Annotated in this window: 18 protein-coding genes; all 18 read right to left on the bottom strand. The window is 47.7% G+C overall.

Going from position 1 to position 15,293, the window contains the following annotated elements:
* Window positions 1–92 precede the first annotated feature (92 nt).
* The 18 genes from AC5JPT_RS02805 to AC5JPT_RS02720 all read right to left on the bottom strand — a co-directional run bounded on the left by AC5JPT_RS02805 (window position 93) and on the right by AC5JPT_RS02720 (window position 15,293).
* Complete coding sequence (locus tag AC5JPT_RS02805; RefSeq protein ID WP_493857032.1) at window positions 93–722, bottom strand: hypothetical protein; 630 nt, start codon at window positions 720–722, stop codon at window positions 93–95.
* Window positions 710–2,173 carry a hypothetical protein gene (locus tag AC5JPT_RS02800; RefSeq protein WP_493857031.1) on the bottom strand — a complete coding sequence of 488 codons (1,464 nt, stop codon included), beginning with the start codon at window positions 2,171–2,173 and terminating at the stop codon, window positions 710–712. The genes AC5JPT_RS02805 and AC5JPT_RS02800 overlap by 13 nt, the downstream gene beginning before the upstream one ends.
* Entirely contained in the window at window positions 2,157–2,486 is a 330-nt protein-coding gene (locus AC5JPT_RS02795) for a hypothetical protein (protein ID WP_443526544.1), read from the bottom strand. The genes AC5JPT_RS02800 and AC5JPT_RS02795 overlap by 17 nt, the downstream gene beginning before the upstream one ends.
* The gene (locus AC5JPT_RS02790; protein ID WP_493857030.1) at window positions 2,483–2,902 is read right to left on the bottom strand and encodes a hypothetical protein; all 420 of its coding nucleotides are present in this window, start codon (window positions 2,900–2,902) and stop codon (window positions 2,483–2,485) included. The genes AC5JPT_RS02795 and AC5JPT_RS02790 overlap by 4 nt, the downstream gene beginning before the upstream one ends.
* Before the next feature lie 11 nt (window positions 2,903–2,913).
* Window positions 2,914–3,459: a defense against restriction DarA-related protein gene (locus AC5JPT_RS02785; RefSeq protein ID WP_493857029.1), complete on the bottom strand. Its 546-nt coding sequence runs from the start codon at window positions 3,457–3,459 to the stop codon at window positions 2,914–2,916.
* Between the two features lie 131 nt (window positions 3,460–3,590).
* On the bottom strand, window positions 3,591–4,490 hold the full coding sequence (locus AC5JPT_RS02780; RefSeq protein ID WP_493857028.1) for a hypothetical protein: 900 nt from the start codon (window positions 4,488–4,490) through the stop codon (window positions 3,591–3,593).
* 82 nt (window positions 4,491–4,572) lie between these two features.
* Window positions 4,573–5,961, bottom strand: coding sequence for a hypothetical protein (locus AC5JPT_RS02775; protein WP_493857027.1), 1,389 nt, complete (start codon window positions 5,959–5,961; stop codon window positions 4,573–4,575).
* An 86-nt stretch (window positions 5,962–6,047) separates the two neighbouring features.
* Complete coding sequence (locus tag AC5JPT_RS02770; RefSeq protein ID WP_493857026.1) at window positions 6,048–6,776, bottom strand: hypothetical protein; 729 nt, start codon at window positions 6,774–6,776, stop codon at window positions 6,048–6,050.
* A 38-nt stretch (window positions 6,777–6,814) separates the two neighbouring features.
* Window positions 6,815–7,180 carry a hypothetical protein gene (locus AC5JPT_RS02765; RefSeq protein ID WP_493857025.1) on the bottom strand — a complete coding sequence of 122 codons (366 nt, stop codon included), beginning with the start codon at window positions 7,178–7,180 and terminating at the stop codon, window positions 6,815–6,817.
* Window positions 7,181–7,259: 79 nt separating this feature from the next.
* Entirely contained in the window at window positions 7,260–7,964 is a 705-nt protein-coding gene (locus tag AC5JPT_RS02760; RefSeq protein ID WP_493857024.1) for a hypothetical protein, read from the bottom strand.
* Window positions 7,952–9,070: a BspA family leucine-rich repeat surface protein gene (locus tag AC5JPT_RS02755; protein WP_493857023.1), complete on the bottom strand. Its 1,119-nt coding sequence runs from the start codon at window positions 9,068–9,070 to the stop codon at window positions 7,952–7,954. Before AC5JPT_RS02755 ends, AC5JPT_RS02760 begins: the two co-directional genes overlap by 13 nt.
* Window positions 9,071–9,141: 71 nt before the next feature.
* Complete coding sequence (locus AC5JPT_RS02750; protein WP_493857022.1) at window positions 9,142–9,777, bottom strand: hypothetical protein; 636 nt, start codon at window positions 9,775–9,777, stop codon at window positions 9,142–9,144.
* A gap of 99 nt (window positions 9,778–9,876) precedes the next feature.
* Window positions 9,877–11,691: a hypothetical protein gene (locus AC5JPT_RS02745; RefSeq protein ID WP_493857021.1), complete on the bottom strand. Its 1,815-nt coding sequence runs from the start codon at window positions 11,689–11,691 to the stop codon at window positions 9,877–9,879.
* Between the two features lie 153 nt (window positions 11,692–11,844).
* Window positions 11,845–12,411 carry a hypothetical protein gene (locus AC5JPT_RS02740; RefSeq protein WP_493857020.1) on the bottom strand — a complete coding sequence of 189 codons (567 nt, stop codon included), beginning with the start codon at window positions 12,409–12,411 and terminating at the stop codon, window positions 11,845–11,847.
* Window positions 12,408–13,601: a hypothetical protein gene (locus AC5JPT_RS02735; RefSeq protein ID WP_493857019.1), complete on the bottom strand. Its 1,194-nt coding sequence runs from the start codon at window positions 13,599–13,601 to the stop codon at window positions 12,408–12,410. The genes AC5JPT_RS02740 and AC5JPT_RS02735 overlap by 4 nt, the downstream gene beginning before the upstream one ends.
* A complete protein-coding gene (locus AC5JPT_RS02730; RefSeq protein ID WP_443526565.1) occupies window positions 13,594–13,887 on the bottom strand; it encodes a hypothetical protein in 294 nt (97 codons plus the stop codon). Before AC5JPT_RS02730 ends, AC5JPT_RS02735 begins: the two co-directional genes overlap by 8 nt.
* A 14-nt stretch (window positions 13,888–13,901) precedes the next feature.
* Window positions 13,902–14,462 carry a phage baseplate protein gene (locus AC5JPT_RS02725; protein WP_493857018.1) on the bottom strand — a complete coding sequence of 187 codons (561 nt, stop codon included), beginning with the start codon at window positions 14,460–14,462 and terminating at the stop codon, window positions 13,902–13,904.
* A 24-nt stretch (window positions 14,463–14,486) separates the two neighbouring features.
* Complete coding sequence (locus AC5JPT_RS02720) at window positions 14,487–15,293, bottom strand: hypothetical protein (protein WP_493857017.1); 807 nt, start codon at window positions 15,291–15,293, stop codon at window positions 14,487–14,489.

The following is a 15,293-nucleotide window of genomic DNA, read 5'->3' as shown; positions in this document are numbered from 1 at the left end:
AGCCTTATCAATGAATGAGTGATAAAGCTATTTTGACAAGTTATTAGGCGGGGTTTTTAGGGGTGTTCCATCGATCGCGTTACGATCTAAGGTTAGTAAGGTGAAAAATTGGCTATTTGGTGCAACGTGCCAGCGGCGGCCACGGTTAACCCTGTGTCCTCGGTGCTCAGGCTAACGGCGATCTCAGGCACAACTTGCCACGGTACAAGGCGAGTCATTGTTGGGGCAAGCTCTGATAGCTCAGCAATATTTACTGACGCATCGATCTTGATACGCACGCGGCTGGTTAAAAACAGCCCATCGGCGCTCGTTTCTCTGACGTGGTTTGGGTAGCTGTCAGCTAGCGCTTTTGAGTGCCATAATTGTTTGACCTCGCTTTGGTTCGGGTACAGCATGTCTAAAACAAATTGCAAAAACCCTAACCCGCGCTCACTGGCCATAGACTCCCAGTTTGCATAAATAATGCTCATTAGCTTGTCGCTTAAGCCGTCATCATTGCGCCGTAGCACTGCAAGGCCGTTTAGCTTAGTAAAGCGCTCAACAACGGTACGACCACCCTGCCAAGGCACGCCGTAGTTGTAAATATCATTCAGCTGGTCGATCATCTGATCTTGAATGGTAGCGACAAACACGCCAGCCATAGCGCGTTCTAATTCATTGGCTGCGCTGCTACTCAAAATCGGTGATAAAAAGTCGCTGGCTGTTAGGCTTACATCGTCCATATCGCGTTACCACTGTCTGCTGTTCGGGTTAGGTTAATGGTGATACTGTCGCTATTCAAAAACGCCCATTCATGCGGTTTCACTGGGTTAGCGCTCACGTCTTCACTGCTCACGGTAAAGTCACTAATGCGATCTTGGAACGCTGATATATCAGTACGCAAGCGCGTTGCAATCTCTAGCTGATTGAACCCATCGGCGTTATGGTGGATTGCGGCAAGCGAACCTTTGCCGTAACCGATCAATAGCAACTCTTTAATCTGTGTGCGTACCGCGTCCATATCGTGCACGGCGGCCAAACGCCCTGTAATGGTTATGTTGTATGGTCGCTCGACCACAGATCTAACCCTAACGCGCCCATCTAACAAACTGTCGGCGCGTGCGACTAATTGCTTGATATCGGTGATCAGCTGGGCTTCTTCGCTGGAACCGTCATTTTTAGCCACGATCGCAAGGTTTAAGTGATTGATGCTATCCAATGACGCGCCATAGTATTTTTCATGCGTGGCTTCATTCCATATCGCCATGTAATCAAAGCGGCTCATAAAGTGCTGCATGATCAAAAAGGTAAAATTACCCATGAAAACCGCGTTACGGTCATACATTGATGGAAAACTGGCTAACAATCTAAGTTGATTGATGGTCAATGGGTTAGCGCCAGCGCGGATCATATCGCCAGCTTTGAAATATAGGTTTAGCTTGCTTTCATCGCTGGTATTGATCTCACTGAGCGCCGCTTGCCCTAGACTGGCGGTATCGACCTCGCCGTAACTCTGTGTCAATGCAAACTCGTAAACCTCACCCGCCTGTACGGTCTTGCCAGCGCGATCACTCGCCCCAAAAATAACGTTGATCTTAACGAGATCATCGCTTTGCAAGGTATAGGCTGGCGCGTCTATTGCGGCGTTCATGAATTTAGGCGCGTGCTGGTAGATCTCACCAGTAGTCGTATTGGTAACGCCAATGCCTGAAAAGTACGCGCCGTCTGTGGTTGATAGCGACACGGTATAAAACGGCTCATTTACTGGTACGGTCATGCTGACGCGGTTGATAATACTTTGCTCAACTAAAACGGTTTTAACCTCACCCGCCCCCAGCGTGAGTGAGGCAAGCAAGCGCCATTGTCGCCCTGTACCGTCCTCGATCAGTCGGCCTTGCGACATATTCAAGGTGCTTTGGGCGTTGTTTTCAACGGTCAAAAGGTGCTGGCAAGGTGTGGCCGTTGGTAGCACGCCTTTATTGATTGCATCAGCAATAATGGTGCGGTTTTTTGACTTAATAAACGGCTCAATCGCGTTCACATCGTTGTCACGTTTTAGGAATAACGCCACCTCAACGATGGACGTTAACATGGCACGAACGGTTGGATCGCCAGCACGCCAGCGTTCGGCCACTTCGGGATAATCGTTAATGTTGCTGTTTATGCTTTCTAGTATATTATTGCGCTCGAACATTGTAGTAGTCCTGATCTACGGTTTCTGTTGTTGACTCGCCAAGCTCGATATCAATACCGCCTACGCTTAGGTAGATATATAACTTGTCATAGCCAGCGGTGGCCGTGTTGATACTAAGCTGACTATCACTAAGCTGGTTTAATAGCGGAATATCACGGCGTAACTGCGCTAAAAAACCATCGGCGTTATCAGTGCTAAGCTCACGCAATAGCATAGTACGCACGTCTGCACCGTAACTTTGGCCAAAATAACCATTTGGCGGCGTGGCCAGCCAGTGATCAATCATGTCTTTTATTTTTGGGGCATCAATCATGGCCAGTCCTGCATATCTTGGTCTGTTTTAATAGGTCGCTTACGTGCTGCATCATCGATCGCGGCCAACTGAGCAAACGGACTGTGTGCCACAAAAACAAGCATCATTAGCAGCCATAACAGCCCCACACCCATAATCGCCAGTATCGCCAGTAAGCCTACCCCGCCAGCGCCCCACGTTTGCGTCTGCACCATCAAAGCGTAAAAGCGCCATAGTAAAAACAAGTAGAACGCGGCAAGCGGCACGGCAACACTGGTTGCACCCTTGGCTGATTTGGTTAGCGCCACACCTAATGTGGTACTACTCATCATGTCACCCAGCGCTTTAATGCGTGCCTTACAATCGAAAAATAAGAAGATAAGGATCATCCACGCCGCGCCAGTTAAAAAAGCGTCTACTATGTAGCTGTTTTGCATGGTGTCACCTATTATTTATTGGATTCTTTGATCTTGGCCAACTGCTCTGTTAACTCAGCCTTTTCGGTGGCTTTGTTTTGAATAATAACGTCCAGCTCTTTGACCTCATCAAGCAAGGCGTTACGTTGCTGGGCTTTATTCATTGGTCGATTAGCGCTACCGCCGCCACTTTTAGCGGGGGTTTTACGCACTTTCATCTTGGCACGCTTGGTATCAAATTTCTTTTGCCCTGTCTTGATCATGGTTGCCAGTGCATCGACTGAGGCATTAAACGAGTCGTCATAACCGTTATCAAAATCGCCTGATAATGGAATCATCTTACCGTTAACATCGATACGGAAAATGTCGTATTTTTCGCCGTCATCAACCAAGCGTAAATAGATCTTGACCGTTTGGCCATTCTCTAGCGCCATGCTGACTGGGCGAACGCTTGCGCCTGATATGCGCTTTACCTTTTCAATGGCGGTGTCTACTACCTTTTGCTTTGTGCTGTACGCCAGTCGTTTTGAGAAGTCGGCAACCAATTTGGTCTTTTTTGTGATCTCGGATAGTTTCATGTGCCACCTGTATAAAATGAATGTTGGTTTATTTCTCTATTGTAGGTGGATAGCTTGGCGGGTCGTTGGCGGTGTTCCAATAAAAAAACCGCCCCATATTGAGGCGGTTTTTTACGGCTGGCTGGTCGTTATTAGGAGTTAAAATAACGCGCTGACCCTGCTTTTTGTAAGGCGTTTAGGCGGTTTTTATTGCCTTTGTAAATATTCATGCGCATACCTTTGCCAAACGATCTCATTTGCTTTTTGATCGCGGAACCAGTACCCGCTTTACGGCGTGCTTTTTTAAGCGCGGCTTTTTGGCCAGCCTTAAGCAATGGCTTACCACCGATACGCTTGTTGATGGTCACTTTTTTACCATTACGGATCGCCTTGACTGCTTTGTAAGTCAGTGTTTTACCGTTGACTTTTTTCACCGTCTTTTTGCCAACGCGTAATTTCTTGCCAGCGGCATCAAACTGCGGCTGTTGGCCGTCCATGCTGTCAAACGCGCCTGATTCCTCGGCATCATCTACGTCTTCATCGCTATAAGCGAACGCGGCCACAAACACATCAAAATCATCACCATCATCAGGCATGTTTTCTAGTACCGTTTCGGCGGCGGCAAGCGTTGCGGCATCTGCCACTTCAACGTCATCATCAAACATATCATCGATCACTGAGTCTTCAACGCCAAGGGTAGATAGTGCGTCGGCAACGTGGGCTGAAAATACGTTTTTAACGTCTTGATCGATACCCTCGATATCTTCGTCGTCATCATCGACAAACGCTTCAAGCATTAGCGCGTCTAATACTTCGCTTGGCAAGATATCTTCGTCGTCATAGTCGGCTTCTGATAGCGTGGCGGCAAGCATAAAGGACACAGATAGTGCCTGAATACGCATTTGACTGGTTGCGACCATGGCCATACGTTCACTGATTGGATCAGCGCCCAACTTGTCGGCGGCATCTTTTGGGTTTAGCGCGTCAAACTGGGCTTGTTGGCGCTCATGGTTACGATCGCGGCGGCGTTGGCTCATCATTGGGTTTAACATAATTATTCCTTGAAAAAATAGGTGTTTACACTGTGGTTGGTACTGATCGCTAACGCTGGCGTGCTGGCGATCAGCGGGGTTATTACTTCGTTACTGTGGTTTCTAAAAATGCTTGGCGTGCACAACCTTGCGGACGGCGGCTAAACTTGATATCTACCTTGCTGAACGGATCATCAGCGCGTGGTGTGATACTGAGCGCGTAATAACGGCCGCCAAGCTCCGACGAGCGCACCAATAAGCCCTTACCGCTATCATCAACAACGCACGCGTCTAAAAAGCGCTCACACTCACTGGTCGCATCTTTAATAAAGCTGCTCATACCCTTTAGTAAATGCTTTTTAACAATACCGATCACGACATTGGCGGTATAAGTCTCAATCTCGGACGAGTTGATCAAGCGTAAGGCGCTTGTCTTGCTGTTGTACTGGGTTAGCGCATCGCCATAGATAAAGCGGTCGCCGCCCTCAAAGCGTTCATTGATGACCACGTTCACGCCAGCGCTGGCAAGGGCGTTTTGCGCTTCTTCGTCAAGCGTTAAGCCGCTGATCTTTTCCATATCACGGAATGATACTGGGAAGTCGTAACCCGCAATCGGGCGATAGATCGGCGGGATACCTGCGGCGTTACTGGCGGCATTGCGAATCAATAGTTGTGCGAGGTAGTCACCAACACAAGGTCGCCATTTTTTACGCGCCAGTACGGTTGTTGCGGTGCTAGGGCGTGACTTGTTAGGGTTCCAAAACACCCAAAAACGATGGTCGTTAATGCTTAGCGTTTCAGTCAGTGCGACCGCTGATTGCCAGTCCGTGATATTGCCAATATCAAGCAATACGTGACAGTTGATCTTACCCATAACCTCTGCCAGCGCTTCAATGTTAGGTAGGCTGGCCACCTCACAAGAGACTAGGTAGCGTGGACGGTCGCGCATGTCTAGCAACGCGTTTTTGATCTCTTTTGGCGTAAGATCGGTTACGGTGCTGGCTGGTACGGCCAACTCAACTTCTTTGGTTCTAAACGCGCCAAGCTCGTTTAACGCGCCCATAGCATCAAGCGCCGTCATGATCGCGGCGGCATCGTTTGCGCTATAACTGGTATTGACCGACTCGAAAAAGTCGTAATTGCTATCTAGTGCGCCGTAAAAGTCTAGCTTACCTGTGATATAGCTAAAATCGTCGGCGTGCTGTTCCTCTAACGCTTCAACGCCGCCACCAGTGTATAAACGTCCTTTTAATTCCGTTAATACGCTGCCGTCGATCTTGTCGCTAAAACTGATCTTAAAAACAAGGTTATTTAGGGGATCTTCACTGGGTGCAAAAGTCTTTTCATCGACCGCCACAACTTTTGCCACAACGTTTGAGTCAAACGCGTATTGTGTGACAAGCTCAACGCTTGCCAGCGCTGCGGGGTTGGGTGATTCCGTAAGCGTCATAGAAGACGCTAGAATACTTAAATAAAGGGTCTGAGCGCTCATAATAAATTGCCTATACTGTGTTGGTATTCCATCAGTATAGGCAAGGTTTGATTTGTGCTTTTAGGGGTGTTCCATAGCCAATATTATTAGCGCGGCAAGCCCACTACTGCTTCGGGAAATGAAAAACCCATAGAGCACTCTGATAGAAACTCAACATAATCACCGTCAGCATTATACGTGGCGGGTGCTAAGCCTTTTTCATTTAAAGCGCTGTTGGTATTAGTCAGTCGCGCCTTTACAAGATCAAAGATATCTTTTCTAGGAAAGTCAAGGCCGCCCCATGGGTCAAGCTCTGCCATGTCATCGTCCGTGCAAGGCATCACCCTTAGCGTGGCTGGCGCGTTATTGATTGTAAATTCTATGCCGCCACTTGACGCTTGGCTGATTAAGTCCTGTAGCTCGTCAAACGGCGTTGTTCTGATCGCCTCTAGCCACTGCTCAGGGGTGTACATTTCACTAACGGGTGCGCTTATACTGAAAAAATCTCTCACTAGCTCCTGAGTAAAGCAAGCGAGGCTGTTTGTCGTTTGATTTGGGTAGTCGCTATAAGTATTAGGACTTAACACCACCCCTATAATAATGGGTTCTGCTTCGGGGCTATTAAAATTAACCATGGGGGTATACTGCCCCCAGCCCTCATTGAAAAAACTATCACCAGCTAGAAAAAAGCCGTTTAGTAATGCCAAAATAGCCGCGTCCTCAAAGTCTGCGTCTGGCATCTGATCGACAATATCACGAAAATAAGTATCTGAAAAACTGATTAAAAATGGCGCACCATCATTCATCTGTACCTTGGCACATGCGGCATAAAACATAAATTACCTCTTGTTTATTAGTCGTTAAATATAATAATTTAGGTGTTTGAAAGAATAGCGATACTTGGATCAGGATTACCTAGCGATAAATCAAGATAGCTGTACCTTGTTGGCTCAACGATTGTGCCACCTGTGCCGCCACCTGTACGCAGTATATTTACCTCGCTAATACCGCGCTTGAACGCGTCCTCAACGACTAAGTAATTAGGGTTTGTGGGGTCGCGGCCAAGTAACGCTTGATAATTACTGGCTGTGACCTTGAACGGCTTATCCATACGGCCGCGCTTAAACTTGCCAATGACCACGCCGTTAGCTAACGCTGGCAAACTGGCCGTTTCTGTCTTATCGATAACGCCTTGATACTGGATACCAGCCGCGCTACCTAGTGTTTTACTCTCGATCATAATTAATCCTATTAAAAAGCCTATACTGTTTTTATAGTATAGGCTCTGTTGCACTAAGGGCTTTTGGCGTGTTCCGTTATCATGCTACGTTTAATGCCTCTTGATGGATACCGTATTGAGATTTAAAAAATATCGTATCTAAAAATGGGTCATACCATGCTGGCGCGTAATTGTCTGCATCAAGCGTTGGTGAGTGGTGCGGTAGCATTTCTACTATCGAATCAAACATATCAACGTGCCTTTGCACACCTTCCACAAAAAGCGAGTTTATATCGCTTTCGCTGCATCGGTGGATCTCTAGGGTTATGGGTTCCACATAAACGGTTATTTGATATGTTGGGTTTTGACTGTTGATCTCAGTATCAATAAGCTGTTGCAAGTCGTTAAGATCAGTAGCAGCAACTAGATCGCTAAACTCAAAAGGTGTAAACACAGACTTTAGATTGCTTAGCATTAATCTAAATTCCTGCTCATTGTAGGCCGTCAACGATTGCGGGTGTTCGATACCAAAAAGAGAACCGATCATAAACCCGCTTTCATCAGGTGGTGCGCTTAAATCACCCATGCCGCCTAAGCCGCCTAAGCCGCCAAACGGATCAGGCATATCAGGCATAACAGCCTTCCATCTATCAAGCCCTGTAAAAAAGCGCTTTAGCAGACGCATAGCTGATAATTGTTCGTTGCTGGATATTGGCGCTTCGTTATAATCAAGATCGACAAAATTTTGAATCTCGAATGGTTGACTGTTAATTCGTGTCTTTAAACAAGCTGCTATGACAGCCATAAGCCCTCTCCTGTATTGTTTGACTCTCCAACCAATAGACCGTCTACTGGCGTTACTGGGGTTACTCGAATATAGCTGTTAGGTGCGCTTGGTTGCTGGCTTGGTAGTGGTAGATCAGCGGTATAATCGGTTCGACCGTTCTCACCGCGTGGACAAGTGCCCCATACTGGACGAGGTAACACCCATGCGTCAGCGCCTTTATCAATATTAGCTGCACCAAACGGTAGATTAGGTGTGCACCAATTAGACAGATCTTGGTTGAACATGCCAGCCTGTTCCAACATGCTATTCATATTAACTATATGGCTTACATCCCACATGCTAATGTCTTGGTTAAAGCGTGAGGCTTGGTAAAACAAATAACTAATATCAACCAACTCAGGCGGTATATGCTCAGGCACGGTTAAGAGCGTATTAAAAAGTGTTGTTGAAAAACTGGGTACTTTTGACGAAAACTGACTAATAACAACCTCACCCAGTGGATTGTCGATAGGCTCAGCACCCATCCCTACTGAGTTGTAGTAGTCGTGATTACCGTCGTAATAAAGCTCAACATAAGCGGCGGTTACATCAAGCTCAAAATCTCTCTTTTCAGGTGTAACAACTGTGAGCGATATATCTACGCCGCCCTCGAACAAATCCACCTCAACACCATCAGCGGTAAAACCTGTGGAATCAGCAATAACTTCGCCTGACTCCGTAAGCGCCCAGTCACCCACTGGATCTTCCATATAAATATATACTGGATATTCGCTAGATGGGTTCTCGTAGCTCTCAACGCTAAAAATAACGGTTCCTGTGTTAACTGGGATCGCTGGCTTGGCTGCCCCGCTTGCGCTGCTGCCAGTGCGCAATACGCTAAGCTGACTGATACCACGCTTGAACGCGTCTTCTACCGCTAAATAGCTTGGATTAGACGGATCACGACCTAACAACGCCTGATAGTTGCTTGCCGTAACTTTGAACGGTTTGTCCATGCGGCCACGTTTGAATTTACCAGTAACAACCCCATTGGCCAATGACGGTAAACTGCTTGTCTCTGTCTTATCGATAACGCCTTGATACTGGATACCAGCCGCGCTACCTAGTGTTTTACTCTCGATCATAATCAACCCCTTATGATATTTAAAAAATGGCGATCGAAATTGCTTACGATCGCCACCAACGCGCCAGCACTTTAGTTGTTCACGCGTAGCTTATTACCGCGTGTATGGTTGTACTGCTTAATATTGCGCAAGATCTGATCTTTATCAGCTGAGGCTTTAGGATAGATCTTAGTTGTTTTTTTAGCGGGAACTAGCGTACTGGTCGCTGTCTCGAAAAAAGGGAACGAACCTGCATTAAAAACAGCCACATGATCGGCTTCTGCCGTGCCAGCTGGCGTAGGGTTCAAAGCTCTAAACATTCTTTGGTGTCTTTCTCTAGGGTTCATCCGTTGAGGGCGACTTGCTGCTTCGTCTGCTGGCGCGTCCTGTGGTGCTGGCTCTGCTTCATCCACTTGCTGATCGGTCGACTCGTCTGCTTCGTCAGCTGGCGCGTCCTGTGGCTCAGGTTGTGGCTCAGGTTGTGGCTCAGGTTGTGGCTCTGACTGTTCGCCGTTCGCTTCGGCAAGCGCGGCTTCAAAATCAAAGTTACGATGATCGAGCAAACGCCATGTAAGCTCTGACTTATTATCAGCGCTTAGGTAGTCTACTTCGGCTTCGGTTAATAGATCTTCTAGCTGATCAACCGTATATTTTTTATATACGCGCTTGAACTCTGTTAGCTGCTCTAGCTGCTCTAGGTTTTCAGGCAATGCTTTTACGTCTGACATATTGGTAATCCTTGGGTAGTGGTTAAAATTATGATTAAAAAAAGCCTTGCTGCCACTTATGACAGCAAGGCTTTTAGTGGCTAAACCTGTGCTTACTTATTAAAGCGCTGGCAAGTTGATCATTTCAATCAACATGCACTGGTTGCGATAGCGTGGAACTGGGTTTACTTCGCCAGCCATACGGCTATAAATAGCCACGTCTTTTTCAAACGCGTTAGCATTAGACGCTAGTACCATCGGCGGTACTGCGGTAAAGCCTACGAACGGCGCTTGTGCTGGCGTGATAGCGCGTGGCACTAACAAAGCGTGTGCGGTTGTGGTGTCGTTTTCTTCGTCAAAAACGCCCATGCTTGTTGGCACGTAATAAACGTTTGCACCGTTGTTTTTAAGACGGCCAATACGGTAGACCGAATACTGATCACCAAACGGTACGCCTGTTGATTCGTAGTTTTGGCCACCCATGCCTGAGAAGAACGCCGCGCCGCGATCTGATACATAAAGATCGTAACCTGCGATCGCCATATTGATAGAACGAGATAAGCGAGTACGCGCCAGCCCCAACGTGATATTGATGTTAGAGAACGCATCAGGTAGGTTGGTTGGTGATACGCCTGTCTTGTTAAAGTCGAACGTAACCACGCGGCCATTTTTAGGATCTTGGTTAGACATACACATATTAAACGCGGTGCGTAATAAGCGGCCTGTCTGCTCAAAGTAGTAACGCTGCATAGCGATTGTTTGCGCCGCGCCGTACCAGTTAATACCAAGCTCATTAGATAGCTGAGTGATTGCATCGATTGACGCGGTTGAACGTGAACGGTGCGGGTGTGCATAGATAGAACGGTGTAAGAACTCCATATCTACCGATGGTTCGCGCAAAATGCTGTTACCGTTGCTGTCTTTACGCTCGTAGTCAAAGATCAATTCGACGGTTACATCGTAGTCTTCAGGATCAACGCCGTTTGCTGTGTCAAAATTAACGGTAACGGTGTTGGTATCAAGATCAGCAACGGCGGTCGTTACGATATAAGTATCTGAACCGATCTCTACTGGGTCTAGCGGCTGTAACACACTGCGGCCACCGTTGGTTGGGTGATCACGATGTTTGTCATTGGCAATCTCAACACCTTTTACCATAACGGTAACGCGGCCGCCTAAGAACGGCGCTGTAGTTGAGTTTTTATCCACCACAAATTTGATCGTTTTATCGGTGTGCTTGTGTGCTGTGTAGGCCACATGCGATTCAAGAGAGAACGTGCCAGCGGCCGTCTTTTCCATAGCCAATGTATGACGGTTTTCAAGGTATGGCATACCCGCTTTGTCGCCGTCCATCAATTCGCCACGAGTCATAACGCCCATGTCTAAACCTGCAACCGCTGTACCGTAAACGATTGGCAATTCATTACTACCCATTGGGTTAGGTAGCATTGACAGTAGCGGTAGTGAGTTAGAGATACCGTAGGCAATGATCACCTGTGTTGCGGCTGGCACGATTGATAGCGCCTCATGATGACCAAGTGTTAAGCTATCAAACGCATATTCAGCGCCAGCGTCTTGCTTCTCACCACCACCAAACGGCGCGGCCGCTGTGGTCAATGCTGCTGCAAGCGCATATTCTGACGGCATTTCACCACCGTTACGGCGCTTAAATTCGATAATACCGTCTTCTAAACCATCAAATACCGCTTGCTGGCCGTCTTCCATGTATTTACTGTTTAAAATACGTTGTAGCGACTCAGGTAATTCACTCATAGCCGCATCACGGCCTTTGCTGTGACTTGCCAGCATTGAGTCAAACGCGGCAACCTGATCGCCGTTGTTGTGTTGGTCGCCCAAAAAACGCATAAGGCGGCGCGTTGCTTGCACCTCTTTATGTGCTGCTGAGTCGAATTGTGCTGCTTGCTTCTTATCCATGGGATTAATCCTATATGGTCGGTTGGATAGTGATAGAACGTCTAAACTGATAGGATTAATATTAATAGGCTTTCAAATGGGCGTTTTAGGGGTGTTCCAAACGCAAAAAAGCCGCTTGTTAGGCGGCTTGTTTAATGGCTGGCGTGTCGGTTTTTACTCATAGGGCGTGGCAACGTCCTTGATCTTAGCTTCATCAAACGCATCAAGATAATCAAGATCGAACCGCTGCGACAATGCGTATCGCTTGCCAGCGCTGGCAAGCATTGCTTGTGCCATAATACCTGTGACTTCGTGGTACTCCTTATGACCATTCAACATAAAACAAAGAAGATCGCCTTTTTTTGGTTCCCAGTTTGGCATATTTTTTAAGCGTTCATCGCCCTCTAATTCGATATCGTAAGGCTCAACCAGTACGATTGATGACATTTCCTCGGGCAAGACAAAACCGCCAGTATCGTGAAACGCGCCGCCTAAGCTATCGAGCATTAACACCATTGCATGACCTAATGGCTCATAGTCGATCGCGTGCTCGTCGCTATTGCTTACCGTACCAAGTCCTGACCATGTATCGCTGGCGCGGTCGTCAGTGCTGTTACCGACTGGTATAACCACACGTCTAAAAGCGAATGTCGGTATCACTCCCTGACTGCGCAAGGTGATAATGCGATTGGTTAAGCGCTGGCCATTGGTTACTAGCTCGTTTTCTATCCGTAAGCTCATTTATTGCCCCATTTTTTCTGATAGTTGTTAATCTCGGTTTGATAGATCTCTTTAAAATTGGCTGGCACGTTCTTTTTACCCATCTGTCCTTTAGCGTACTGGTAGCTGGCGCGTTCGGCTTGTGTGGGCTGGTGGGGCGAATTGGTTTGCTGGCGCTTCTGCTCAGCCTTGATCTGCTTCTCAGCGGCGGTAACGGCTTGCTTAATCCGCTTACTCCAATGCAAACGGCCATTCCAGTTGTTAAGCGCCTCGGTTTGCTTCATGGCTTCACGTTCTAGCGTCTTGGCTGGCCTACGGTGCGACTTGACTTGGTTGTTGGCCTTGGCTATGTCTTCACGCGCATAATCTTTGATCTTGGCGATCATGTGCGCACTGGTGACGTACTTCATGACACGTAAGGCATGTTTGCAAGCCACGCCAGTTAATTTAGGGTTACGTGTTGAGGGGTAACGGTTCTCGTCAATGCCGTAATTATACTTACCAACGGTGGCCACATACCTGTACCAGTAGCGATGACGACCGCAATCACAGTCAAAGCGAATCTTGCCGTCAATAACCGCATTTTTAACGTCAACAACGGTTGGCGCTTTGGTGCGACCTAGCAGCAAGTTTGGATAGTCGAGCAACTGTACCGTGACATAGTGGTGCGTATCCTTACTACCGATACCCGCGTTCGTGACAAAATGAATCACGTTACCCTTGCGCTTAAACACGCTGGCAAGGTGGATCTGAGTATTAGCACGCTTGATATCTTCTACGCGGGATTGGTTGATCACTTGTTGGGGCGTGATACCGCCTAAGAACTTGTTTGAGGCCGCTTTGACATTGGCAAGATAGGCATCAAGTATCGCGGCGTTAAGCGTCTTTTTTAACTCGCGGTTGCGCTTGGTATCGCCTAGTGTAAATTCCAATAACTCGCCAGCACTAATGCCAGCGCGGTTTTTGGCTGTTTTAACCAATGACTGTAGTTTTTTGGTCGTCAGGCGTTCGCCGTGCTCGATATCCTGTAGCACGTCCTTAAAATACTGTTTTTGGCGGCTGGCGTGCTTGCGCTGCTGACCAACGGTTTTACCTGTTTGTGTTCGCCAGCGTCTAAGCTCGTCAAGCGTCATGCCGTTAAGCTGTCGATCTTGATAGCTGGTGCTGTCTTCACGATCAGGGCTTAAAAAGTCCTCGGGGTAATCATCCATTGATGCTATCCCCTGTACTCATGTGCTCACGCTTAAGCTGTGCTAAGTTTGCTGGCAAGGGTAAAAAGATTGTACGGCGCGGCAACGGTTCCCCTATGCGGTTCGTGCCAGCGCATAACATTACAATGTCTGCATTATCGCGGTTCCCATAGGCGCGGTAAGCAATCAAGCTGGGGTCGTGCACTTCGTCCGTGCCAATATCCCACACGATCAGCTTATCGGTACGCGATCGGCGTACCAGTAAGTCAACGTGTGTTCTAACGGCGTTTAGGTAGATATTTTGCATAAAAGATCGCCTTATTAAGCTGTGCGCAACCAATGACCGACAACGTGTGACGGCTGTATGTTGTTATGCGGCTGGTTCCCGCCAGCTTCGCCTACATAACCATCCTCATTTGTACCTGTTGTGTCTACAGTCCTATCGCTTTCTTGTGAGTCATCATGAGCGATTTTGGTTCTAGTAGATATTCCCAACTCGTGATCATGAATAGGCATTTCATCTTCGATTAATTGATGCGTGTTAGCCCCAAACTCATTACCCATGGTTTTGTAGTCGTCAGGGTCGCTTGACTTGGTAGAAAAACCCACAAGCGCTCTACCCTCCGCGTATCGTTCCCACTCCCCATAGCCATGATGCGCTGCTACGGCGGCGGCGTTGGCGTGGTTTATAGTGGTGGTGTAAATGTCATTCACCTTGATTGGTTCTAGCTTCTCAATCAATTCACGCAACCATAGTACATTCTCACCCAGCTGGCGGGTTGCTTGGTTGGCGTTACCGCCGTCACCGCCTAAAATTGGCTCGTTTATGTCAACTTGATTGATATCAGGGTTCCAACGCGGGGTTAGGGATAAATTGCTCATTTTTTTGTCCTTGATTGATATTGGTTACTGGTAGCTGGCGCTGCCGTCGTAGTTGTGTTTGCCGTCGTAGAAGTACCTGTACGGTAATATTCGTTCCCATATATGCGTTGTATGCAATTTATACATAGACGGTTGTTGCTGTACCGCCTCGGTCGTCATACCCTCTTGCCCTAACGTAAAGCCGCCCACCTCAACAAACTTGTCATTACCATCTGAGCCAACGATAATTTTGCCTTTAACGCGCCACCAGTAAGTCTCTACCCCTAAAAGCTCGTCAAACAACGGCTTTGGGTCTATATCGCTGTGGCTAAAGTACAAGTAACCGATAGGGATTGCGGTATCAAGCAAGTGCTGCATTTTTAGTATGTCTAAATACTGGCCATGCGGGTTAGGTGTGCTTAAATGCCCCTCCATAATCGCCAGCGGCTTGTTGTGGTTGTTATTGGCAACCGACACGCCAGCGGCTTCGCTGTCATCAAGCAACATGCCAAACGAGGCCATAAGGCTTTGGGTTGGGCTTACGGCAAAAAATGGCGCTGCATTTGAACTGGCGATAGCGAATAACACGCCGTCATCAGTGATCACGCCCACCTCAAACACAGATTGATTGCTACTAACAAAAACCTCGGCGCTAAACCGTAGTACGTTGCTGATTGTCTCAACGCCCCCGCTAATGATCGCGTATCGCGCCGCTTCACTTACAAGCTGGGTTTCATTACCAGTGCTGGCATGTCTGCCTGTACCGATCGCCAAGTGAGACAGCATAACGCCCCCGCTGGCTAGTGCTTGCTTGCCAGCGTTGGTCACTTTAAATATGATAGCGTCAGCCAT

The organism is Psychrobacter sp. H26 (assembly GCF_059073035.1).
The sequence above is the reverse complement of the archived record's forward strand: the minus strand, read 5'-3'. Positions and strand labels throughout refer to the sequence as shown.